22 protein-coding genes and 4 pseudogenes are annotated in these 22418 nt (G+C 34.4%); 15 read left to right on the forward strand and 11 right to left on the reverse strand.

What is annotated here, in order from left to right:
* Positions 1 to 56 precede the first annotated feature (56 nt).
* Both OM962_RS05560 and OM962_RS05565 read left to right on the forward strand, forming a co-directional pair.
* Complete coding sequence (locus tag OM962_RS05560; RefSeq protein ID WP_264331091.1) at positions 57 to 605, forward strand: hypothetical protein; 549 nt, start codon at positions 57 to 59, stop codon at positions 603 to 605.
* Between the two features lie 49 nt (positions 606 to 654).
* Positions 655 to 881, forward strand: a pseudogene (locus tag OM962_RS05565) (transposase); the annotation flags it as partial.
* 176 nt (positions 882 to 1057) lie between these two features.
* Here the strand turns inward: OM962_RS05565 and OM962_RS05570 are convergent.
* Both OM962_RS05570 and OM962_RS05575 read right to left on the reverse strand, forming a co-directional pair.
* A complete protein-coding gene (locus tag OM962_RS05570; RefSeq protein ID WP_319606738.1) occupies positions 1058 to 1558 on the reverse strand; it encodes an IS630 family transposase in 501 nt (166 codons plus the stop codon).
* A gap of 10 nt (positions 1559 to 1568) precedes the next feature.
* Positions 1569 to 1916, reverse strand: a complete 348-nt coding sequence (locus OM962_RS05575) for an IS630 transposase-related protein (RefSeq protein WP_213864026.1) — start codon at positions 1914 to 1916, stop codon at positions 1569 to 1571.
* Between the two features lie 91 nt (positions 1917 to 2007).
* Here OM962_RS05575 and OM962_RS05580 point away from each other — a divergent pair, with 91 nt between their 5' ends.
* Entirely contained in the window at positions 2008 to 2361 is a 354-nt protein-coding gene (locus OM962_RS05580; protein WP_264331092.1) for a hypothetical protein, read from the forward strand.
* On the opposite strand, the gene OM962_RS05585 is transcribed toward OM962_RS05580, so the two are convergent.
* On the reverse strand, positions 2358 to 3230 hold the full coding sequence (locus OM962_RS05585; RefSeq protein WP_264330502.1) for an IS982 family transposase: 873 nt from the start codon (positions 3228 to 3230) through the stop codon (positions 2358 to 2360). The two genes, OM962_RS05580 and OM962_RS05585, sit on opposite strands and share 4 nt — an antisense overlap.
* A 231-nt stretch (positions 3231 to 3461) precedes the next feature.
* On the opposite strand from OM962_RS05585, the gene OM962_RS05590 reads away from it, so the two are divergent.
* From OM962_RS05590 to OM962_RS05600, 3 genes are all read left to right on the forward strand, one after another.
* Entirely contained in the window at positions 3462 to 4034 is a 573-nt protein-coding gene (locus OM962_RS05590) for a hypothetical protein (RefSeq protein WP_264331093.1), read from the forward strand.
* A 95-nt stretch (positions 4035 to 4129) separates the two neighbouring features.
* Positions 4130 to 4351 carry a hypothetical protein gene (locus OM962_RS05595; RefSeq protein ID WP_007301853.1) on the forward strand — a complete coding sequence of 74 codons (222 nt, stop codon included), beginning with the start codon at positions 4130 to 4132 and terminating at the stop codon, positions 4349 to 4351.
* A gap of 65 nt (positions 4352 to 4416) precedes the next feature.
* Positions 4417 to 4638 (forward strand): type II toxin-antitoxin system RelE family toxin, encoded by a 222-nt coding sequence (locus tag OM962_RS05600; RefSeq protein ID WP_264331178.1) that lies wholly within the window; start codon positions 4417 to 4419, stop codon positions 4636 to 4638.
* Here OM962_RS05600 and OM962_RS05605 read toward each other — a convergent pair.
* From OM962_RS05605 to OM962_RS05620, 4 genes and pseudogenes are all read right to left on the reverse strand, one after another.
* The gene (locus OM962_RS05605; protein WP_264330447.1) at positions 4635 to 5867 is read right to left on the reverse strand and encodes an IS256 family transposase; all 1233 of its coding nucleotides are present in this window, start codon (positions 5865 to 5867) and stop codon (positions 4635 to 4637) included. The genes OM962_RS05600 and OM962_RS05605 overlap by 4 nt on opposite strands.
* A gap of 72 nt (positions 5868 to 5939) precedes the next feature.
* Positions 5940 to 7202: pseudogene (tnpC, locus tag OM962_RS05610) on the reverse strand (IS66 family transposase); the annotation flags it as partial.
* Positions 7203 to 7309: 107 nt separating this feature from the next.
* A pseudogene (locus OM962_RS05615) lies at positions 7310 to 7768 on the reverse strand (helix-turn-helix domain-containing protein); the annotation flags it as partial.
* Positions 7769 to 7845: 77 nt separating this feature from the next.
* Positions 7846 to 9101 (reverse strand): annotated as a pseudogene (locus tag OM962_RS05620) (phage terminase large subunit family protein); the annotation flags it as partial.
* Positions 9102 to 9151: 50 nt separating this feature from the next.
* Between OM962_RS05620 and OM962_RS05625 the strand changes: the two are divergent.
* From OM962_RS05625 to OM962_RS05650, 6 genes are all read left to right on the forward strand, one after another.
* Positions 9152 to 9499, forward strand: a complete 348-nt coding sequence (locus OM962_RS05625) for an IS630 transposase-related protein (RefSeq protein ID WP_213864026.1) — start codon at positions 9152 to 9154, stop codon at positions 9497 to 9499.
* A 28-nt stretch (positions 9500 to 9527) separates the two neighbouring features.
* Entirely contained in the window at positions 9528 to 10010 is a 483-nt protein-coding gene (locus tag OM962_RS05630; RefSeq protein WP_264330460.1) for an IS630 family transposase, read from the forward strand.
* 17 nt (positions 10011 to 10027) lie between these two features.
* Entirely contained in the window at positions 10028 to 10300 is a 273-nt protein-coding gene (locus tag OM962_RS05635; protein ID WP_264331094.1) for a hypothetical protein, read from the forward strand.
* 157 nt (positions 10301 to 10457) lie between these two features.
* Positions 10458 to 11057: a peroxiredoxin gene (locus OM962_RS05640; protein WP_010401485.1), complete on the forward strand. Its 600-nt coding sequence runs from the start codon at positions 10458 to 10460 to the stop codon at positions 11055 to 11057.
* Positions 11044 to 11991 (forward strand): thioredoxin-disulfide reductase, encoded by a 948-nt coding sequence (gene trxB, locus OM962_RS05645; RefSeq protein WP_264331095.1) that lies wholly within the window; start codon positions 11044 to 11046, stop codon positions 11989 to 11991. The genes OM962_RS05640 and trxB overlap by 14 nt, the downstream gene beginning before the upstream one ends.
* 92 nt (positions 11992 to 12083) lie before the next feature.
* A complete protein-coding gene (locus tag OM962_RS05650; protein WP_264331096.1) occupies positions 12084 to 13601 on the forward strand; it encodes an ankyrin repeat domain-containing protein in 1518 nt (505 codons plus the stop codon).
* Between the two features lie 250 nt (positions 13602 to 13851).
* Here the strand turns inward: OM962_RS05650 and ubiB are convergent, their stop codons facing one another.
* Entirely contained in the window at positions 13852 to 15273 is a 1422-nt protein-coding gene (gene ubiB / locus OM962_RS05655; RefSeq protein WP_019236358.1) for a 2-polyprenylphenol 6-hydroxylase, read from the reverse strand.
* The gene (locus OM962_RS05660; RefSeq protein WP_264331097.1) at positions 15270 to 16001 is read right to left on the reverse strand and encodes a metal ABC transporter ATP-binding protein; all 732 of its coding nucleotides are present in this window, start codon (positions 15999 to 16001) and stop codon (positions 15270 to 15272) included. The genes ubiB and OM962_RS05660 overlap by 4 nt, the downstream gene beginning before the upstream one ends.
* On the opposite strand from OM962_RS05660, the gene OM962_RS05665 reads away from it, so the two are divergent.
* Complete coding sequence (locus tag OM962_RS05665) at positions 15993 to 16868, forward strand: zinc ABC transporter substrate-binding protein (RefSeq protein WP_264331098.1); 876 nt, start codon at positions 15993 to 15995, stop codon at positions 16866 to 16868. The genes OM962_RS05660 and OM962_RS05665 overlap by 9 nt on opposite strands.
* Before the next feature lie 433 nt (positions 16869 to 17301).
* Here the strand turns inward: OM962_RS05665 and OM962_RS05670 are convergent, their stop codons facing one another.
* Complete coding sequence (locus tag OM962_RS05670) at positions 17302 to 17526, reverse strand: hypothetical protein (RefSeq protein ID WP_264331099.1); 225 nt, start codon at positions 17524 to 17526, stop codon at positions 17302 to 17304.
* Positions 17527 to 18235: 709 nt separating this feature from the next.
* Positions 18236 to 18436, reverse strand: coding sequence for a 50S ribosomal protein L33 (gene rpmG / locus OM962_RS05675; protein WP_012481745.1), 201 nt, complete (start codon positions 18434 to 18436; stop codon positions 18236 to 18238).
* Between the two features lie 149 nt (positions 18437 to 18585).
* On the opposite strand from rpmG, the gene OM962_RS05680 reads away from it, so the two are divergent.
* Both OM962_RS05680 and dnaK read left to right on the forward strand, forming a co-directional pair.
* Entirely contained in the window at positions 18586 to 20343 is a 1758-nt protein-coding gene (locus OM962_RS05680) for an Rne/Rng family ribonuclease (RefSeq protein WP_264331100.1), read from the forward strand.
* Between the two features lie 73 nt (positions 20344 to 20416).
* Positions 20417 to 22330 (forward strand): molecular chaperone DnaK, encoded by a 1914-nt coding sequence (gene dnaK, locus OM962_RS05685; protein ID WP_264331101.1) that lies wholly within the window; start codon positions 20417 to 20419, stop codon positions 22328 to 22330.
* Positions 22331 to 22418: the final 88 nt, after the last annotated feature.

Below are 22418 nucleotides of genomic sequence, written 5' to 3' on the forward strand. Positions count from 1 at the left end.
CTCTCTATTTTAATTATATTCTTCTTTTGTTTCTATGTTGTTTTTTGCTTTTTTCAATGAAAGCCCAAACGGATGATTCGTCAGTTATTACTATACCACAAAGAAAAAAAGAATTAGTTGAGTTAGTACAACCGAGGCAAATTATTGAAATACAGGAAATTGATGAGGGTATTCCAATTCCCAAAAGAAAAAAGGGTGTAGAAAGAAAACTAAGAGAAGACATCAAAGAGGTGAAAAATGAAATAAGAGATAAGAAAAATATTGAGAACAAAGATGATGAATTGGCTATAACAGAAATTATTAATTCTATAAGGGATAAACTGACAGAGTGTTGGAGCATTCCTGAGGGCATAGTTTATAAAGAAAATTTTAGTATAAAAATTAACTTATTATTATCCAGTAAAGGCGAGATCGTTGTAGCCACCGTAGCAGATAGTAGTTCTTATCAAAATAATCCTCTTTTTAGATCAGCGGCAGATAATGCAATGCGTGCAGTATATAAATGTAGCCCGTTAATTGGCTTACCTGCTGAACAGCATCACATTTGGCGCGAAGTCACGTTAGATTTTATTGTCCCAAATTTGGGAAAAAAACCCTGGACTTAAAGTCCATCCTTTTAAGAATATAATTTAAAGGTGAAAAATCTCAAAGAATGTGGAATATTATAGAAAAAGCAGTCACTCTGTATATATATATCACATAGTGTGGATAACAAAATATCGATATCCAGTATTAGTTGGAGATATTGGACAGAAAGCTAAAGAAGTTGTACAAGAAGTATGTGCAAATAATCAAGTAGAGAGGTAGAGTTGCGTCAACATGTATACGTTTCTGTACCCCCATACTTAAGTATTAGTAAGTTAGTGCAGTTAATAATAGGAGTTTGAGCCGCCGCTCCAGCTCTTTCCTTACATAAATTCCCCTTAAATTTTAAGCTTGATTTCTACTAGAATGAGTAGAATATGACGTTTTTTATACCATAATTAATTTTCCGTTATTTATCATAAAAATTTAAAGTTGTAGGCTTGACTTTGCATAGCTTATATTATAGTATTTTCTAAAATGGATGATAAAGTTCCATTATGGTATTACCAACCAAAAGCTGTAAGTCTGTATATTTATACATGAGAGGTCTGAGGCGGCTTTTGATGGTATGCCAACAGTATTCTATAGGATTCAAATCTGGTGAATATGTTGGAAGATACAGCAAATGACAGCCAAAAGACTCTATTAATGATTTTGTTTTAGTGGTCTTATGAAATGTAGCATTATCCATAACTATAGTTGTGCCAAGTGGCAATTTAGGTAATAACATCTTCTCCAACCATGTATTGAATACCTCTTTGTCACACCCACCTTTGAAAGTCATTGGTGCAATAAATCTCTTTCCAATCCACCCGGCTACTATACTGATTCTCTCTCGAGTTCTCCCTGGAATATCTGCATAAATTTTCTTTCCTCTTGGAGCGCGTCCATATTCTCGGTATAACTTATTATCAACTCCTGCTTCATCTATATATAAGATGCTGGAATGGTCTATTTTTGAGATTTTATCAATAAATTGCTCCCTATCTTCTTGATTGCGCTCTTGATATAGTGTGACTTTTTTTTAAAGTAATTTTTAGCTGTTTTAGTCTATACCAAATTGAGTTTATTCCAAATCCAAGATTTTGTTTCATCTCTGCCAGAGTATGATCTGGATTCTTTGTAACATATTCTTCGAGTATTTTGGGGTCTATTTTTCGAATAAAGCTACCGTTTTTAGATGGCTTGAGGCTTTCACCAGCAGCTTTCTTTTTTAACCAACGGTACAGAGTTGCTATTCCTATCTCCATAAGCTCTGCTACCTCAACCTTTGTCTTACCTTTTTCTATCATCAATACTGCCTTTTCCCTTAAATCCACACTATATGCCATTATAACTCAAATACTTTATTATACCTTTATCATTTACTTTAGGAAATACTATAGTATGCTATATTATTATGTTAACAACAGAGGGGTTATTATGTTAAGTGCTTTGAAAAATCTAAAAAGTAAAGCCAAGGAATTGGTGAGTACCATTACTCATGGTCAGGGTGTAAGTAAAAATATTGATAAAGAAAACTGTCTTCCAGAAAAAAATGCCTTAAATTCATCTTATCCTTATGTAAATTTTGGATATATGGAGAATGGTGTATTTTATCAATCTCAGCTAGCAATAAAGGATAAAGCTAATCTGAATATTTCAGGTGTTAGCGGTCTTCCAGATGAAGAATCGTGGAAGATATTTCAAAAGCACAAAGTTGGAAAATCTCATGGTGAAGGTGATGATTATAAAAGTCATATTAATACACTACTAGAAACGCTAACTATGGATTAGCGAACAAAAAAAGAATTGGAAATGGAAGGTTTTTTACGTTGTAAAGAGTATGAAATGAGTGTAGAAAAAATATGAACCAGAAAGTTAAAAGGAGATCGGTGGCGAGTGTGCTCAATTTCTAATCTATTTTTTAGGTAACCAAAAACTGTTTCAATAATAGATCTTTTCCTTAAAAAAATCTTCTCATTTAGAGAGATTAATGCGTTTTTCATCCCTTTTTTTATCTTGGTAACAAGCTTTAAATTTCTATCAAGTAATTGTAGAAATAGACCTTTTTGGATATAACCTTTATCTCCAAATAATAAACCCGTTAGTTTTTTAGTCAGATCTAAAACTGGCTTTCTATCGTCAATGTTACCTCTGGTTAGCGTAACACCTTGAATTTCGCCTATTTCATTGATTACTACATGTAATTTAAAACCAAAAAACCAGCCATAAGTGCTTTTGCTTAATTTTGCAATTCCAGTAAAAACTTTATTTTTAGATATTCTTTTTGCATGACAGACCGTGATAGGAGTTGAATCAATGTAGGAAATACCTGTATTTTTTGCCTGCTCACATAACCACTGTAGCAACATTGCTAAATACCATAAAACTCGAGGTTTTAGCGCAATAAATCTATCATAAGAAGGTAGTCTGGAAAAGTCTGACTTATGCAGCAACTGTAAGTAACATATGTAAAATGATTTAAAGTTTTCATATCTAGATTGCTGATATAACAGAATTATTGTTATAATTTCGGAATGCGTTATTTCTGGCACTCTTGTAGGTTTTTTACCATTGGATAATAATCTACCTGCAAAATTTTTGTCTATTATTTTACAATAATCATCTACAAAACAGAATAATTCTGTTACATTCTTATTCACTGGGTAACCTCCTATTATCTCTAAAATACTGGAGTTTACCTTCTTTTCTTCTTCTCTTCTAATCCATAGTTAGCGTTAGAAGGAGAGGTTTCTCGGAAAGTTGTAGAAGAATTATATAATATAAAAAGTGATAAAATAAAGTTTGCCGCACTTGAAGAGTTTTTAGATGAAGAGAATCGTTCTTTTCCGGTTGCAAGATTAGCTATTGCGGGAAAAGATCCAATTTGTTTGATGGATTTTCTCGAGGCTAGTAAGTCCAAAGAATATGGTATAGATGCAATTACAATGTGCAAACCTGACAAAAACAAAACAAGAGGAGTGCGTTTATCGACTTGTTACGATGAAGATGAACAGGAAATAAGATCATATGAGATTCTCGATGGAACATATGATATGGATCTTGCTTGGGAAGTTGAAGGGAAAAAGTGTCAAATGAAAATTTCAGTTAGTAGCGATGGTTCTGCAAAGATTCTTAAAAGAAACGGCGTTACTGATGAAGAGATATACGCGCACACAGAAGTAATGGTAGGAAAACAGCATGAAACAAAGTCTCTCTATGAAGCATTGGGACTACAACAAACACAAGGAAAGAGTATGGAAAAAATACAACCTAAGTTGTACAAACGTTCTCAACCACAAAAAAGCAAGGAAATAAAAGAGCTCGTGGAAAAGAATCCAGAGGTACAATCTGCACTTAAAGAATTTGCTTCAGAGGTAAAAGAAGAGAGTTCTGAGTCGGTGAAACCTTTGACAGATATCACAAAAGCGAATGTCAAAGAAGCTGGTTCTTCTATGCAGCGTTAATCACACATAAAAGATCTCTTCTAAGTTTAGGAGAGATCTTTATTGAAAAATTCAGGAAAATGTTGTATAATTACTGACAAACTTTGGTAAAACTTATGGCGGATTCAAGGATTAATGTAACCTTCGATACAGAAACTTCACAGCATCTTATTGAACTAGCTAAAGCTACCAAGCAGTCTGTTCAAAAATTAGCAGGAAAGCTAGTTAAAGAAGCGATCGAACTTGAAGCAGAAGATATTGCGTTTTCTAAAATTATTAGGGAATTAAGTGATGATGATGCAGAAGAAATAGAAGATAGTGAAGACATCTGGAAATAAAACGTTATACTATAAAATATCTCAAACATGTTATTAAGAGGAATATACCTTCCTTACCAGAAGACATCAAACCAAGTATTAAAGAAGCAATAAAAGAGTATCTTGAGACAGATCCTATTGCTAACGGTGTATCATTACGCAATAGATTAAAGGGACATAGAAGAATAAAAGTTGCCAGTAATTATCGTGTTGTCTATCGTGTCGATACTGCAAAACGTATAGTAACTGTTGTTTCAATAGGACATAGAGGGGAACGTTCAAAAAAGTGTGTCAAACCGTATTTTTAATTCAACTCAATTTTTAATCTATCAGGAAAAAAGATATCAAGTTGAGATATAGTTAAAGCCCAATTAGGTAAAGCCATAGCCCATTTTTGCTCTACTTTTTTTATAGCACAATATACCTGTTTATACAAGGCATTTGTATTAGTAAATGAGCCTTTGGTTTTAGTAAATTTTCTAATCTGTCTGTGCAGTCCCTCAATAGGATTAGTGGTATAAATTAGCCTCCTAACAGGACCTGAATACTTAAAATAACTGGACAAATTTTCCCAATTATTCTGCCAAGATTTTATGACTAATGGATACTTTTCGCCCCATTTTTCCTCCAGTTCAAGCAAATAATTTTCGGCAATTTCTTTACTTGAAGCACGATATATTTTTTTCAAATCATTCATGAAAACTTTTACATCTTTGCTAGATACATATTTCAGTGAATTCCTTATCTGATGCACTATACATAGTTGTACTTCTGCTTTAGGAAATATACTATTTATAGCTGTAGAAAAGCTTTTTAGCCCATCAATGCAGGCAATTAGAATATCTTCTACTCCTCTTTCTTTGAGGTCATTTAGCACTCCCAACCAGAAATTAGCTCCCTCACTTTCAGCCAAATAAAAACCTAATACTTCTTTTCTGCCATTTTGATCTATGCCTAATATGTTATACATACACTTGCTTACACAATGTCCATCCTCCTTAACCTTAAAAAACATGCCATCCATGAACACTATTGGATATACTGATTGCAGTGGACGGCTGCGCCATTCATTGATTATTGGTAGCAGTTTATCAGTAATACTGGATATCTCTGCTGCTGATATTTTGTGGTCATATATTTCCTCAACGTGTGAAGCTATGTCTCTGTATCCCATGCCACTGGCGTATGTACTTAATACCTTTGCTTCAAGTTCTGGATGTAGGCTTGTTTGCCTTTTTCTAACTATTTGTGGTTCAAAACTTCCCTCCCTATCTCTTGGTGTTAGCAGCTCAAATGAGCCTCCACTCGTGCGTAAAGTTTTTGCGTTTCTCCCATTTCTTCGGTTATTTTCTTCACTTTTAGCTGACATGTGGTTTTCTATTTCACCTTCCAGACTTGCCTCTAGCAACCTTTTTATAAACGGTGTTAATGCTCCATCTTTTCCTGTCAATGGTTTTCCTTCTCGTATAGATGACAGGATATTTGTTTCTAATTCTTTATAATCTACCAACCCATTAGTTCTATTTGCTTGACTCATATCAAACCTCCATTTTTTATATCAATTTATTACTTTACTTCTCGGTTTGACACACTTTTTTGAACGTTCCCTATTCCCTCGCTCTGACTGTGCAAAATATGAATTCTTACGATAGACAACATAATGCCGTATCTGTCGCTCAACATGGTTATTCGTTAATGGAATATTCTCTGGGTCATCCAAAAATGTCCACATCATTGACTCGGATTTTATAATACCCTTTACCGTTCGTGAAGCTCCTTTTGCTTCAAGTATATAAGATATTTTTATCATGCAGTACTGTATGTATCTTCGTAATTCTTTAGCTTGCTTAGTGAACTTTGAAATACTAATTTCATTTTCTGACAAAGCGTTTTTTAATACAAACAATCCATTAGCTGCGTCTTTTAAACAATGGCCAAGTCTCATTACTTCACTATTCCAACTATGAGATAACCTCTCGAAATTTCTCAATAAGTGAGCCCAACAAATTTGTCGTTTTTCATCACTGAAGTGGTTGTAAACTGCATATCTGTCAGTAATTACCAGGTTTTTGTAATCACAAAATGCACTATTCTTTAAAAATTTCATTCCTCTTGTATCTGCTAACTTCATAAGACTTGCTTTATTGTTGGCAAACATCCAGCACCATCCCAATTTGCCTTTGTTGTAGTGACTGGTTTCATCAATATGCAAAATTTCGCTTGCTTTTATTTCTTCCTCTATTTGTTCATAGGCTTCTTTACATTTTGACGAAACCCTTGCTTCACTATTGGACACACTACCAACACTTATACTCATGTTAAAGATGTCTTTCATAATATTCGCTATTTCTCGCTTTGAATTCTTATAAAACCCACTTAGTGATGCAACTACTGACTTAACTCTAGGACCAAAGGTATCCGGTGTAACTCCTTCTGGTAATTTGCTACTCCTTCTTTTTCCGCATTTACGACAGCGACCATGTTCTAATTGATACTCAACTACGTAAGGCTTAATTTCTGGTAAATCAACTTTTTGATAGACATATGGTTTTTCCGATATTGCGATTTCTTCACCACACTCGCATCTATTTGGTAACTCTACCTTCACCACCTCATCTGCTTCCATTTTAGCTCGGCAATTCCCCTTATGTCCAACTTGACCACCTATCTTCCTGCCGCCCTCTGACTTATCTTCTGGTGTGTCTTTTTTTATTTTGTACAGCTCTTTTGAACTTGGTAAAGATGAATTCCTTGAGTTTAAGCCGAGTCTCTCTCTTAGTTCAGCATTCTCTATTTCTAAGATTTTATTTTTTTCTTCAATCTTTGCTACTTTCTGCTCTAAGTTTTTACATAACTCTACAATACTGATCAACAATTGAAGCATCTAGCCTTACTTTACTATCAACATTTTGTGTTATTACTACTTTAATATATTATGTCAATTGTTTTTTATCCTTGCCACACCTCTGAACGGATACCCTCTTTTTCTTCCTTAGCCTTTTCTAGAGCTGTTATCTGTTCTTCTGTTAAAATGATACCATCCTGAGCTACTTTTGCTTCTAATGCCTTTAACCTCTTTTTAAAATTTTCAAGATCGTTTCTTTGCCACACTGATCTTATTCCACTTGCAGAGATGAGAATTCCTCTCTTTTTCAGTTCGTTTGCTGCTCTTTCTTGTCCGTATGCTGGAAACTCTATTGCTATTTCAACTACTGCTTTTTCTATATCCTCCGACACTCTATTTGCATACAATGGCTTGCTTTTGCTTATCTCGTGTAAAGCCTCTTCTCCTCCTGTTTCATACAGTTCTTTGAAGCGGTAAAATGTATCCCTTGAATATCCCATTACTTTACACGCCTGTGATACATTTCCTAATTGCTTTGCAAGTTCTAGCAATCCCAACTTTGGTTTTAGTATTTTTTCTTGTGTTGTATTCATATCTGACACTCCTTTAAAACTTGTCTATATTTTTATCTTACTTTGTTTGCCTGTCAGATCAAGTCTAAACTATTACAATTAAGTAATTGAAAAAGCTCGGACTTCAATATCGATACTCCAACTGGCCACAGCTTCATTCCTCTGCGTAACTTCTTACCTACCAACTGTTACATCAACTCTACTTGGGCTGTTAAGCGGCACTAGCGCTTTGTTTGCTCCCTTTACCGCTATTACTCTCCCTGACCCTTGGTGACCTCTTACCCAGTTATAAACCTCTTGCGTTGCATACCCAGCATCTACCGCCATCATACTTATCATGTATTCAAGCCCATTTTCACCGATAAAATGACGATTCAAAAGCTCTGACAGTTTTCCCCATACTTCTCCACCTCCAGTATCACCTTCTAATACCTGGTAATCTATCGACCAACTTTCTCGGTTTTTTCCCCACGCTACTACTTCTACTTCTAACCGATCTTTTTGTACGTCAACTCCTGCCGTTAACACTATTTTTCCACCTTTTGGCACTATGCCTATCGGAAAATTTTCCCGACGCTCAAATAATTGCTTCCAGTCTGGTACTTCTCCTTTATCTACCCAGGTTTCTCCCAGCGTGGTATTTATCCAAACTTTCAGTAATTGCTCATTTTCTTTTGCATGCAGATAATCTTCCACTGCTTGTTTCCAACTATACCAGACTACTGGGCTATACAAACTTGAAAGGTGGAATCCTATTTTTGCCCCTTCTTTTGCCTTTCCTTCTTTCCCTGTAGCTCTCCATTCTCCACGGGCTAGCATCTCTGTTTTCTGATGATTTTCTATTTTGCCGTTACACTCTATACACACATAGTGCGCTGTTGCTGGATTCTTTTCTTCCCACTTTATTTGTGGCCATTTCAGCACCTGATAGTGATCACAATGTGGACAAGGTACAAAAAAGTATCGTTTGTCTGAACTCTCAAATTCTTTCTCTATTCTACTTATTCCATGTACCGTTGGCGTTGACACCAAGAATATTTTTCTCCGCGTAAATGTATTAGTTCGAGCGATGCTGAGTAAAACTGGATCTCCTTCTCCTCCTGAATCTCCCGGATAGGCATCAACTTCATCTAAAAAAAAGATATCTTACTGGCATCGAACGCAGACCCACTGGACTATTGGCACCTGTTACTACTACCGTTCCTCCCGGAAACTCTTTGCTCTGCACAGTATTCCCTGAATCTCTCGACCTTGGGTCTTTTATTTTACTCCTTAAACATGGCGTATCTTCAATGAGCGGCGCAAATCTTCCCTTTGACCAACGCTTGCCCATTTCTACTGTTGGTTGTACTATAGTATTTCCTAAAGTAAATGATAAAGGTATAATAAAGTATTTGAGTTATAATGGCATATAGTGTGGATTTAAGGGAAAAGGCAGTATTGATGATAGAAAAAGGTAAGACAAAGGTTGAGGTAGCAGAGCTTATGGAGATAGGAATAGCAACTCTGTACCGTTGGTTAAAAAAGAAAGCTGCTGGTGAAAGCCTCAAGCCATCTAAAAACGGTAGCTTTATTCGAAAAATAGACCCCAAAATACTCGAAGAATATGTTACAAAGAATCCAGATCATACTCTGGCAGAGATGAAACAAAATCTTGGATTTGGAATAAACTCAATTTGGTATAGACTAAAACAGCTAAAAATTACTTTAAAAAAAAGTCACACTATATCAAGAGCGCAATCAAGAAGATAGGGAGCAATTTATTGATAAAATCTCAAAAATAGACCATTCCAGCATCTTATATATAGATGAAGCAGGAGTTGATAATAAGTTATACCGAGAATATGGACGCGCTCCAAGAGGAAAGAAAATTTATGCAGATATTCCAGGGAGAACTCGAGAGAGAATCAGTATAGTAGCCGGGTGGATTGGAAAGAGATTTATTGCACCAATGACTTTCAAAGGTGGGTGTGACAAAGAGGTATTCAATACATGGTTGGAGAAGATGTTATTACCTAAATTGCCACTTGGCACAACTATAGTTATGGATAATGCTACATTTCATAAGACCACTAAAACAAAATCATTAATAGAGTCTTTTGGCTGTCATTTGCTGTATCTTCCAACATATTCACCAGATTTGAATCCTATAGAATACTGTTGGCATACCATCAAAAGCCGCCTCAGACCTCTCATGTATAAATATACAGACTTACAGCTTTTGGTTGGTAATACCATAATGGAACTTTATCATCCATTTTAGAAAATACTATAGTTGCTATGAAAAAAGAAGTGACTCGCGAGAGTAGTAAAGTAAAGGCATTAAAAGAAAGATTTGAGCGAAATCAAGTAAAGAACGTGTTGCCTGCTGAAAACAAAACTGCTTCAGTAACACAAACGGATATCAGTGTGAAGAGAAAACAATCTCGTTCATTTCCAGTAGGGAATAAAAAATCTTCGATCAACCATCTTGCCAGCAAAAATTTACCTTCCACGAATGTAAGTGTAAAAGAAATGGTTAAAAAATTTGAAGGGAGAAAAGGTGAAAGATAGTAATATTTGGGTATTTCCCTACTCATGAAAATTAGCTCTTATCATAACATTTTTACAGCCATAAGAGGAAGTTTTTATAAGATTGGGGCTAAAGAAAACTTGCATGTAAATGTATCAAGGTATAAAATTATAAATATTAAGAATGAATAGGTTAGTTATGAATCTTGTAACAAAATCCGCTATCGATTTTACTGCTTCGGCTGTTCTTGCTAGTGGAAAAATAGTTGATGATTTCTGTTTAAGTAAACATATAAAGGATAAGTATGCTGTCCTTTTTTTCTATCCACTTGATTTTACTTTTGTCTGTCCAACTGAGTTGATATCATTTAGCAACAAAATAGAAGATTTTTCAAAACGTAATGTTGAAGTGATAGGAATAAGTATAGATTCAAAATTTTCACACTATAAATGGCGAAACACTCCAGTTAATGATGGTGGTATTGGAGAGGTTAGCTACAATTTAGTGTCTGATATCAAAAAGTCTATATCAAGAGACTATGGGGTCTTATATGATGACTCAATTGCACTAAGAGCAACTTTTGTTATTGATGATAAGTTTGTTGTACGTCATCAATCGATAAATGATTTTCCTTTAGGGCGTAATATCGATGAGTTTATTAGAATTATTGATGCAATAAAACATAATGAAGAGCATGGTGAAGTATGTCCAGCAGGGTGGAAAAAAGGTAAGCCAGCAATGCAGGCAAGCGATGAAGGAGTGGCTGATTATCTAAACTCACACAGTGCAGAATTATAAATTGAGTACAAAAGTTCTTATTATTGGATCTGGAGTAGCGGGTTATGCTGCTGCTATATATGCAGCACGTGCAAATTTAGAGCCAATTGTAGTAACAGGAATGCAACCTGGTGGTCAGCTTACAATTACTACGGATGTTGAAAACTATCCAGGTTTTATTTCTATACAAGGTCCAGAACTCATGGAACAAAAGAGGTTGCATGCAGAGAAGGTGGGGGCAAGGATAATAGATGACGAAATAAAAAGCGTTGAACAACTTGAGGATTCTAATGAATATAGATTTAGATCTTGTGGTAATGCTAGTGACTACTATTCGAATGCAATTATAATCGCAGCTGGTGCGCAAGCGAAGTGGCTTGGCCTGGAGAGTGAAAAGAAATTTCAAGGTTACGGAGTTTCGGCATGCGCAACTTGTGATGGTGCATTTTTTCAGAATAAAGTTGTAGCTGTGGTTGGTGGTGGAAATACTGCTGTTGAAGAAGCAATATTTTTAACTCGATTTGCTAAGGAAGTTATACTGATACACAGGCGTGATAAGTTAAGAGCAGAGAAAGTAATGCAAGACAGGCTCTTTAAAAATGATAAGATAAAGGTAATATGGAATCATACCGTAGAGCAGATTCTTGGAGAAGAAAATCCTAAAAAAGTTACTGGCATTACAATTAAATCGACGAAAACCAATAAAGTTCAGGAATTAAAAGTGGATGGAGTGTTCATTGCAATTGGGCATGCGCCAAATACAGGTATTTTTAAGGGCTTTGTTGAAATGGATCAGCAAGGTTATATAATTACGAAACCTGGAACAACTCTAACCAGTAGGGCAGGGGTGTTTGCTGCTGGTGATGTTCAAGATAAGGTATATCGCCAGGCAGTAGTTGCAGCAGGTACAGGGTGCATGGCTGCACTTGATGCAGAAAAATTTTTGGAATCATAATTAGTTCTAAAATTTTTAACTAAATTACTTACAATCTTCTTTGTTTTTTTTTATAATTATGTTAATAAATTATAGATTGAGGAGAATTTAGTATGCTTTTAGGAAGTAATGTAGATTTTATAAGAGGAATTGTTAATGATACAGGATTACGAACTCAAAATCAAACAACTTCAGGACAATCAACAACAAAATTATTTGAAGCTATTGATGATGGAAATCTAGGAGATTTTGAGCGAGCTCTGACAGAAGGTGCGAATGTTAATGCGTTTAATGAAGAAGGCTATACACCTTTAATGTCTATAATTAATAATTTATCTTCAGGCTCTGGAGCAGAGAAAGAATATCAGAGTATGATTAGGTTACTTCTATTTCACCGAAGCATAGATGTTAATATTCATGAAGAACGTAATGGCAATACAGCTTTGCATCTAGCAATGTGCTTTCAACAAAAGAAAGTGTTACAACTCTTACTAAGTCATCCGAGAATAAGTATTTATCTACCAAATAAAAGTTTTCAAAATCCTGAGCAATTTGCTAGAAGAAATCGTGCTGATCATTTGATCATAGAAATACAAAAAGCACAAACAGGAAAAGAATTATTGAATGCTCTTTCTAACAGAAATATTAACCAAGCAAAAAGACTATTGAATCAAGAACTCAACCCTAATTGTTGGAAAAGAAATTCAAATGGAGAAATAGAAACGCCGCTTAGCTTAATATGTTTACAAGGAATAACAGAAAGTAACGAAGAAGTATTGAGAAAACTTTTAAAACATAAGGAGCTAGATTTTAGTCAAATAAAGCCAATACCAGCTATAGAGCAAAATTCACGATTGAAGCAAATCATTGAGCAAGTTATGAAGGAGCGATTAACTGATGCTATTAATAGAAAAGATTTGGATGATGTAAAAAAATTAGTAGAAGATAGTTGCTTCATAAATCGTGCAATTGTCATCGCTGTGTTGAGGAATGTTAATAATCCAATTGAATCTATTAAAAATTATCTCAATGAGAAATTTCCTGCAAGTATGGAACAGCCTTCAGCAAATACACATAATGTTCAACCAGAAATAAACGATGAGTTTATTTCTCAAGAATTGCAGCGACTTGAAAATCTGAAAGGTGAACTTAAAAGAACAAAGGCTCGACTTACAGAAAAAGAGAAAGAGCTGAATAGGGTCGTAAGTGAAAAAACAAGAGACACTAACAAAATTTCACAGTTAGAAAGGGATTTAAGACAGGAAAGATCAGCTCAGCAAACAAGGATTAACACTCTCACTAATCAAGTAACTCAACTTGAAAACCTTAGAGATGAGCTTGAAAGAACAAAAACTCAACTTAGAAAAAAAGAGCAAGAGCTGAATAGGGTTGTAAGTGAAAGAGACACTAACAAAATTTCACAGTTAGAAAGGAATTTTAGGCAAGAGAGATCAGAACTTCAAGCTCAAAATCAAGACTTAAAGAACGAAAACAGAAAACTTTCAGAAGCAAACATTTATAATAGAAGGCAAAGTAACTATGCCTATGCTTCTTTTGTGTTATCTGGAGCGTTTGCTGTTGGTGCATGTTTAACAATATCGAATTTAGAAATATGTATTTCACTGCTGTAGCTGCATTTGTCTTCCTTACAATTGGATGCTACTGTTCATATAAAGCAAGTACAGTACTGAGTGATGTGATAAGCACTGAGCTTGGTAATGTTATCCGTTTAGGATGAAGTTAAGGTTTTTACTTCTTGTCTAAACTCTTCTGAAAATTTTTGTACATACTGAAAATACCTTGATAATTCGAGTGAATGTAAACCTGAGTGGTTTCAAGACTGAAATAGTTGTTGTAAACTTGCTTCTATTATCTTTTAGTTCAAGAAATTAAAAGTTTAACGATGAGAATTATAATTACAGACCAAAGTAAAAAGTAGGCTTTTCCATTTGATTTATTTTTCACCTGTAATTTTTTGTCAGCTATTAGGTTTAATTTTTCTATAAGGCTAAATATTCCTTGGATTGTTTTGATGGGATAAGAGCTTTTAATTTTTTCCCTATACCCTATTTTACTTTCATGTTGACTGTTTATCCATGTTTCAACTACTTTCCACATATTGATTTCTGGATAGACTTTCCTACATGTTCCTTCTAATAAAATCATAGTTTTCTGCAGCAATAACAATTGTGTTTGAACTTTCATATCAAAATCACCAGTTATTTTTAATAGCTGAGTAAGTAATCGAGCAAATGAAATCTTCTGTATAGGCTGTCCAACAATGGGCTCACCTATTGCTCTGCAAGCTGTAACAAAATTTCTATGCTGTGATGGAACATAACCGGCTCTAAAGTGCATTTTTGCAACGTGATCATAATCCCTATTTAAAAAGCCTTTGAGTATCTCTATAACGTAATAGCATGTCTCACGATCTATTCTACCCATGATTCCACAATCCAGGGCAATAATATTGTTATTACTATCGATCATTAAATTTCCAGGATGCATATCAGCATGAAAAAAACAATCCCTATATACCTGATTACAAAAAGATTCTATAAGATTGATAGCTATTTGCTTGCGGTTATTCAGCTTTTCAACTTCGTATATTGGTATAGCTTCCATCCATTCTAATGTTAAAACCTTTTTTGAAGTTCTACTCCAATCTATTTCAGGTACGTAGAAACCTCTGTCATGTTTAGTATTTTCCTTCAGTTCCGAAGAGTGGGCAGCCTCAAAACGTAGATCTAACTCTAATCGGCAAATTTCAGCAAAAGTTTTGACTAATTCAACTGGCTTCAGCCTTTTTGATTGTTCACTAAATTTTTCTGCAATTTCTGCAAGCCAAGAAAGCATTTTTATATCCCTTGAGAATGTTTTCTCAATATTCGGCCTCAAAACCTTTACAGCAACTTCCTTACCCTCAATTGTAACTGCTCTATGCACCTGAGAAATTGATGCTGCTGCAATTGGCTTTTCAGAAAAACTTGAAAAAATGTCGCTTAATTTACAATTAAACTCACTTTCTATAGTTTTAACTGCTATTTTATACGAAAATGATGGCAATCTATCACATATCAATAGCAAGTTATTTGTTATATCCTCATTTAAAATATCAGTGCGTGATGAAATGGATTGCCCAAATTTAATGAACACCGGACCTAATCTTTCAAGAGCACGCTTTAGTTTATGACCTTGTATTTTATTTATTGATTTTTTTGATGGTGGAAGTAAATAAGGTAACACATTGTAGCGTGTTAGCACTGTAGTTATTTGCAGAAGACGTAGAATATTTTGAATCATTTCGCTGCGTAACTGCCAAATATTTCATTTATCTCCATAATTTCATCAGGTTTACCTTGATAATAGATAGTATTATTTATGCAAATTATGTAATCTGAGGATGGTAGAGCAGAGTTAAGGTCATGAGAAGTCATGAGAATCGATATTGATCGTTCTTTTGCGATTTTATTTATAATATCATAAAATTTAGCTCGTGCGTTAATATCCATTGCACTGACTGGCTCATCTAAAATGATCAAATCAGATTCTGAAATTAAACAGCGTGCAAGCAGCAGTAATTGTGTTTGTCCTGCAGAGATTTCTAATACTTGATTTTTTAGAATGTTACCGATACCAACCAATTCTATTGCTTCTGTAACAATGGGTTGATTTTTCTTCAATTTCTTCGAGGAGCTATTGAAAAGGAAAGACTCAACTGTTATTGGCATCAAATTACCAATACTAAAATTTTGTGGCATATAGCTAATTTTTATATTGTCAGCGAATACAATACTGCCAATAAAACCTTTATTTATACCAGCAACTGCTTTCACTAAAGAGGTTTTACCTCCGCCATTTGGACCAAGTATTGTAACTATATCTCCTCTTTGTACTGATATATTGATATTATCAAGAACTTTTTTATTACCGTATGAAAGAGTAAGGTTTTCTATTTTTAGAATGCAGTTATTGACACTACTTAATTTTTTGTCAAAAATTGACTTCTTCTCAACATTTATATGAGACATTTACTGTTTTTTTTTCTATTACTTTCATTTATATTATACTACAATAGTGCCTTTTCATCCAATTTAAAAATTGTAGCTACAATCAAACCTATACACTCACTTGTAGCTTCTGTTACAGATGGAATTTCAAAGCCAGAACTACTAATGTACGAAGTAGTGTCTGAACATAACTACATGCTCAGGCCTTCAGACGCAAGTAAATTAGAATCTAGTAATATTATATTTTATATCGATGATTCTTTGGAAACATTCATTAAAACTTTCGCTAAAGAAAATAAGAAGTTAATACCGCTATCAAGTGCAATTGATCTACTTCCTGCTCGACCACATTCATTTTCTAGTCACATTCAAGATGAAAAAGATTTGCATATTTGGCTGAGTCCTGAAAATGCAAAAAGTATGATACTTTCTATCAGTGCAACATTATCTAATATAGATAAAGAAAATGCCTATCGATACAATACTAACGCAGAGGAGGCTATAAGAAAGATAGACCAAGAAGTAGAAAAAATTACGAAAGAATTGGATGAGTTAAAAAATCAAAAATACATAGTTACTCACGATGCTTATCAATATTTCGAAAAATATTTTGATTTAAGTTACCCAAGCACCATTCTTTCTATAGAAGAAGATTCTTATATAGGTATGAAGAGTTTAATGAAATTAAAAAAGGTAATGAAAGAGGAAAACGTTAAATGTATTGTTTCTCATTCACGAGAGGATAGCATAAAGCCTAATGTCTTTTCTAGTGACGTAAAAATGGTGATTCTTGATCCTATTGGATCAGATGTAGAGCCTGGAAAGGATGCATATCTAGATATAATCAGCAGCATTGCACAAAATTTCAAGTCTTGTTTCACTGAGTAATGAGTTCTTTTATCTATTCAGATAGCATTGCAAACTTAGTGCTTTCTATTCCAATCACAACTATACCGACATTATCTACCAGAAGTATATCATCCCAGCCTGGGATTCAGTTAAGTTGGTAAGCATAAAAATATTATGTTAAAGCACAACGTTCTTGATGAGATTAGGGCAAGCCAATGTCAGCTACTTGAATGACACCATTTGCTATGCCCTCAAAAATGAATGCTCGTACAGCTGTGTTCCAGCTACTTGCATCTGCTATTTTTACTCATAATTATCTTGCCTGAACGAACTTAAATTCAAGTAGTTAATCATAGAAATAAAAAAAAAGAAGATAACCAATATCTTCTTTTACTCTAATTAAAAAGACATTGAATTGTAATTGTCTATTTCATCTGATATAAGCGATAATTTTATGCTCTCAAAACGGAGATTACTTGCAATATCTGTTAAACTGTTCACTAAGTGTTACTTTTTCTGGTGAATGGTGTTCAGGAGCTTTAATATTTCTATTACAGTCAGCCTTACACCAAGATCTATTAATTTTTGTCAATAAATCATTACCCTCGTATTTATTTTCACACTGTCTGTGGCACAAATTAAGTAAATCAACACCATGCAATGTCAATGAAGCAGAATCTTGTGTAAATTTTACCATAATATAATCCTTAATCTTATTATATCTATATTAACATATAAATGTGAATATTATACTAATATAGTTACTTTTTATGGCAAGTGGTTTTTGGTCATTTTCTAAACTTTCTTTATAAAAACCATAGGCGCCTATTGGTTTTTAGCTAAAGTAAAGATCAAGTATCTGGAATTCTGGACATAAAATCCTCCTGTGTAAAAAAGATTAGAAAAAAAGTGCAGCGCACATACGACAGAGATTAAGTATGTGTGTGCACCCACGTACGCTGAAGAAGATACGCCACATTTTTTAATGAATTTAATGAAAAAAGTCTGCAGATAAAGATAGATTTTGAGCTCTTAAAATATCTTTTACTATGATTATAATCAGATTTAAAATATGCGCAAGCAATTTTTTTCTGTAAAAGTTTAACAAAAGAATTCAAAAGTTTGTGAACAACCTCTAAGTGTATGGTCCCAGAGTGTGATGGTATATAGACTATCTGGATCATTTAAAGTGTCAGATCAAGTCCCATTTAAGCAATAAAAAGACCAGATCAGGACAAAAACGCTACCATTTTCAGCCCTTATTCAGGTGGCTCAATTTCCCGTAACTTATATAAGTTACCGTAATCTTTCAAAACCTCAAACAGACTTTCTCTAATGCAAAACAGTATAACTAGTGAGCAATAAGCTACACTCCTTTTAGCTGTAAGCTTTGCATGATAATATACTTACTTTAATTTTTCTTCTTTAAATAATACGTGTCTTCTGACCACTGGGTCATACTTCCTAAACTCGAGCTTCTTGGGAAGGTTCTTAGGATTACGTTTTTTTACACAAAAATAGCCTGTTAGTTTCTCTTCTCCAGTTTTTGTTGTTTTAGTTGCAGTGCTAACTAGCTTGACAAGCAAAGAAGCATTTTTTTTCGCCATAATTGTTAGTGACATAATAAACTCTATGCAAGTTTATTACGCAAAACACTGAAAGTCAACCCAATAATGCAGATCGCAAAATTCTTGACAATCAATAATATATTAAGTAGTATAAGAACATTTCAGAATGAAAAGTAGACGGTAAATAAGTGGTGAGTGATGGCAAAAGGTTATTGTTGATAGAAAGTACTACCTGTTCTAACGAGGTAAGGGTTGCCCTACTAGTTAATGGTAGGGTTGTAGAGTTTGAACAAGAATTCAAGGAAAAAAAACAATTAAGAGGTAATATATACGTTGCTTATGTAAAGCGTATAGAGCCTGCTTTGCAGGCCGTGTTCATTGAGTATGGAAAAAATAAGCAAGGTTTTTTGTCTTTTTCTGAGATATCTCTAAATTACTTTAATATTCCAGAAAAAGAGAAGGAAATTTTCCCTAATGAAGGCTATTCGAGCGGTGTGGACTGTTCAAATGATAATTGCACAGAAGAAGGCCTAGATTCTACAGCTAGTAATGAATCCAGCAGTGGTTTTGTGAGGGAGGTACCTTTACATAGAAAATATAAGTTACAAGATGTGATTTCAGTAAATCAAAAGTTATTGGTTCAATTAACTAAAGAAGAACGAGGAAATAAAGGAGCTTCATTTACAACATACGTAACTTTGGTCGGTAGATACTGTGTTTTCATGCCCAATTCCATAAGTAGGGGTGGAGTATCTCGCAGAATTGAAGATACCAACGTTAGAAAACAGTTAAAGGATATATTAAATTCAATAAATTTACCAAAAGGCTCAGGTTTAATAGTAAGAACTGTTGGTGCAGGAAAAAGTAAGAAAGAAATTGAGCAAGATTACAATAATTTGACCTTATTATGGCAAAATATCCAGCAAAACTTCTCTTCTTTAAATGTTCCATCATTAATTTACAACGAAGCAGATGTAGTTATGAGATCTGTACGTGACTTTTGTAGTAATGATACAGAAATTATAGTATCTGATAGAGAAGTTTGTGAAGCGGTAAGAAAATACACTAAAAATGTGTTACAAGGAAAATTGCGTCCTAGATTATATAGAGGTTCTGTTCCAATCTTTACTTACTATCGAGTCGAAGATCAAATTTCTGAATTATATAGCAATAGAGTAGAATTGCCATCTGGTGGGTCTTTGGTGATAACCTTAACTGAGGCATTTGTTTCAATAGACGTAAATTCAGGGAAAATGACAGGAGAAGATAACATAGAAGAAACAGCTTATAGAACTAATATGGAGGCATTATCTGAAATATCAAGGCAAGCGAATCTCAGGGGCTTATCAGGGTTAATAGTTGTTGATTTTATTGACATGTTGAAACTTGAGTATTGCAAAAATGTTGAATTTGCTATCAAGCAGGCGTTTAAAGATGATAAAGCTAAAGTTCAATTTAGCTTTATCAATGACTTTGGTTTAATGGTCTTTTCAAGACAAAGAATTAAACCAAATATACAGGAAATTAATACTACAGAGTGCTTACGCTGTAAAGGTATTGGAAGAGTGAAATCAAACGAAGTGGTTGTTGCATCGATACTAAGGGATTTGCAACATATTGCTAATAAAAATCAAAATAAGTCCTTTGATTTAATAGCACGCAGTGCAGTTATAGCGCACATTTTTAATAATAAGCGTGATATGGTTTCTACAATCGAAAAAGAGTTCAATATTACATTAAATGTTAGTATTGATAATAGTTTAGATGCAGATACATTTATTTTAAAGCAAGGAGACCATATTAATTTTAATGATTATAAGCCATTGCAGAATTCTGGATGTCAAATTGTGAATAGCAGGGATAAAGAAGCTGGTAGTTCAGATAAACTACCGGGCAACTTTTGGTTAACTAAATGGCTTTCGCGCCTTTTGGGCTCTAACAACTAAACGGGACTTGTAATTAACGGGTTTTATACTTATATATTTTACATCAGATAATATTTAAAAGGGAGTATTCATTATGGGAAGAGCAATAGGTATAGATCTTGGAACAACAAATTCTTGTGTTGCAATAATGCAAGGCAAGGATGCAAAAGTAATCGAGAATAAAGAAGGAGCAAGAACTACTCCGTCTATAGTTGCATTTACTTCGTCTGGAGAAAGGTTGATTGGTGCTCCAGCAAAAAGGCAAGCAACTACCAATGCAAATAATACTTTTTTTGCAACTAAGAGATTGATAGGTCGCCAATATAGCGATCCTGAAATGAAGAATCTAGGTGTACCGTATAAGGTATTTGCAGCAAAAAATGGTGATGCATGGGTTAAAACAACTGATAGTAAAGAATACTCTCCTAGTCAAATTGGTGCATTTATACTACAAAACCTGAAAGAAGCAGCTGAGGCTTATCTTGGGGAAGAAGTAAAGGATGCTGTGATAACAGTGCCGGCGTACTTCAATGATTCTCAACGTCAAGCAACAAAAGATGCAGGAAAAATTGCTGGATTAAATGTCTTCAGAATAATTAACGAACCAACTGCTGCAGCACTTGCTTATGGTCTTGATAAAAAGCACGGACACACAATAGTAGTGTATGATCTTGGTGGTGGTACATTTGATGTTTCAGTTCTTGAAATAGGTGACGGAGTTTTTGAAGTAAAGGCTACAAATGGTGATACTCACCTTGGAGGGGAAGACTTCGATAATGCAGTAGTAAATTATTTACTGGGTGAATTCAAGAAAAGTAATGGCATTGATTTGAAAAACGATCCAATGGCTATGCAAAGAATCAAAGAAGCTGCAGAAAAAGCAAAGGTAGAATTGTCAAGTGCAATGGAAACAGAAGTAAATCTACCGTTTGTTACAGCTGATGCAAGTGGCCCAAAACACTTAAATATGAAGCTAACAAGAGCAAAGCTTGAAAGTTTAGTGAATGATTTAATTGAAAGGACTATAATTCCTTGCAAAAAAGCTCTTGAAGATGCTGGTTTGTCTGCTAGTCAAATTGGTGAAGTAGTTCTTGTTGGTGGCATGACTCGTATGCCAAAAGTCATAGAGAAAGTTAAAGAATTCTTTGGCAAAGATCCACACAGAGGGGTTAACCCTGATGAAGTTGTAGCAATTGGAGCTGCAATACAGGCGGGAATCATTCAAGGTGATGTAAGAGATGTGTTACTACTTGACGTAACTCCACTTTCTCTTGGTATTGAAACTCTAGGGGGAGTGTTCACTCCACTTATTGAACGTAATACTACTATTCCCACAAAAAAATCTCAGGTGTTTTCAACTGCAGAAGATAACCAAACAGCCGTTACAATTAAGGTACATCAAGGTGAAAGAAAATTGGCGATTGATAATAAACTGCTTGGTCAGTTTAGTTTAGAAGGAATACCACCTGCTCCTCGCGGGGTTCCTCAAATTGAGGTGACATTTGATATAGATGCAAATGGAATAGCGCATGTTTCTGCAAAGGATAAAGCTACTGGAAAAGAGCAAAAAATACGTATTCAGTCTTCAGGTGGTTTATCGGAGGATGAAATAAATCGGATGGTGAGAGAAGCTGAGGAAAAAGCACAAGAAGATGAAAAGCGTAAGAAATTTATTGAAGTGAAGAATCAAGCGGATAGTTTAGTTCATTCTACAGAAAAATCTCTGACAGAATATGGTGATAAAATTTCTCCAGAAGATAAATCTGCTATTGAAAATGCAGTTAATGAGTTAAAGGAAGTGAGTAAATCTGACAACATTGATGATGCTGATTCAATACAACAGAAAGTTACTAACCTCTCTCAGTTATCTATGAAACTTGGAGAAGCTATGTATAAGGAATCTCAACAACAACAAGGTGGAGAAAGCTCATCCACAACAAATAATGAGGAAGAAAAAGTAGTAGATTCTGATTATCAAGACATGGATAATAAAGAGGAAAATAAGTAATTGTGATTGCTGTATCACTCTTCTTGTCATCTCAGTATTTGAAGCTGGAATGACAAGAGGAAGACTATACTGTATTGTTGCTTAAAGG

It is taken from the genome of Wolbachia endosymbiont (group B) of Erebia ligea (assembly GCF_947179575.1).
GTDB lineage: Bacteria > Pseudomonadota > Alphaproteobacteria > Rickettsiales > Anaplasmataceae > Wolbachia > Wolbachia pipientis_C.